The sequence below is a fragment of the Pseudomonas sp. AP42 genome (assembly GCF_001728935.1).
Lineage (GTDB): Bacteria > Pseudomonadota > Gammaproteobacteria > Pseudomonadales > Pseudomonadaceae > Aquipseudomonas > Aquipseudomonas lactis.
The window spans coordinates 1-1413 of sequence record NZ_LYSO01000216.1; the positions used below are offsets into that span (position 1 = coordinate 1).

The window sequence follows — 1413 nt, forward strand, 5'->3', positions numbered from 1 at the left end:
CCCGGAGTGCCGCCAGTACATCCTGCGCCAGGCCTTCGAAGAAGCGATCCACACCCACGCCTACCAGTACTGCATCGAATCGCTGGCCATGGATGAAGGCGAGATCTTCAACATGTACCACGAGATTCCATCGGTCGCCAAAAAAGCCGCCTGGGGCCTGAAGTACACCCGCTCGATCTCCGATCCGAAGTTCGAAACCGGCACCGTCGACACCGACAAGGAACTGCTGCGCAACCTGGTCGCCTACTACTGCGTGCTGGAAGGCATCTTCTTCTACTGCGGCTTCACCCAGATTTTGTCCATGGGCCGCCGCAACAAAATGACCGGCGTGGCCGAGCAGTTCCAGTACATCCTGCGCGATGAGTCGATGCACCTGAACTTCGGTATCGACGTGATCAACCAGATCAAAATCGAAAACCCGCACCTGTGGGATGCCGAGATGAAGGAAGAAGCGACCCAGATGATTCTGCAGGGGACGCAGTTGGAGATCGAATACGCTCGCGACACCATGCCTCGTGGGGTGTTGGGCATGAATGCGGCGATGATGGAAGACTATTTGAAATTCATCGCTAACCGTCGTTTGACGCAGATTGGGTTGAAGGAAGAGTACCCAGGCACGACCAACCCGTTCCCGTGGATGAGCGAGATCATGGACTTGAAGAAAGAGAAAAACTTCTTCGAGACCCGTGTGATCGAGTACCAGACCGGCGGCGCGCTGAGCTGGGACTGAATCCACACGGCCCCCAAAAAATGTGGGAGCGGGCTTGCTCGCGAATGCGCAGTGTCAGTCAGTGGAATACTAGCTGGCCTACCGCTTTCGCGAGCAAGCCCGCTCCCACAGGTGGTTATCTGTGTTCTTTAGACTTGCGTAAAAAGCCTTTATGCCCAACCAAACCATCAAGACCCCTTGCGTCGGCCTGTGCTCCACCGTCTACGGTGACCTGGTCTGCCGGGGCTGCAAGCGTTATCACCATGAAGTGATCCAGTGGAATGGCTATAGCGCCGAGGAAAAACAAGCGGTGTGGCTGCGCCTGGAGCAGTTGCTGGTACAGGTGATGGCCAGCAAGCTGGAAGTCTTCGATCCGCAGCGCCTGCGTCAGCAACTGGAAGCGCGCAAGATTCGCTTTGTACCGCACCAGTCGCCGTATTGCTGGGCATACCAACTGATTGCCCGGGGTGCACGGGTGATCTCCAAGCTGGATGCGTATGGCTTGGCGTTGCTGCCTGAGTTTCGCGAGCGCCACCTGGCGGACCTGCGCGATGCGATAGACCGGGAGTTCTTTCTGCTGTCCGAGGCACATTACGAACGCTATATCGCCCCGGTTTTCCTGAAAGAGTCATTCGGACCGGCGCTGATTGCCACGCGCTGACCAGCGCCGCAAGCACTGTAGGAACTGGCTTGCCTACGACGGT

At 57.3% G+C, this 1413-nt stretch carries 2 protein-coding genes; both read left to right on the top strand.

Features of this window, described 5'->3' with window-relative positions; genetic code table 11:
- Positions 1 to 730, top strand: a 730-nt coding sequence (locus A7K61_RS30560) for a ribonucleotide-diphosphate reductase subunit beta (RefSeq protein WP_139129554.1), incomplete at its 5' end; no start/stop codon positions are given.
- A 151-nt stretch (positions 731 to 881) separates the two neighbouring features.
- Complete coding sequence (locus A7K61_RS30565) at positions 882 to 1370, top strand: DUF1289 domain-containing protein (RefSeq protein ID WP_069559021.1); 489 nt, start codon at positions 882 to 884, stop codon at positions 1368 to 1370.
- Positions 1371 to 1413 lie beyond the last annotated feature (43 nt).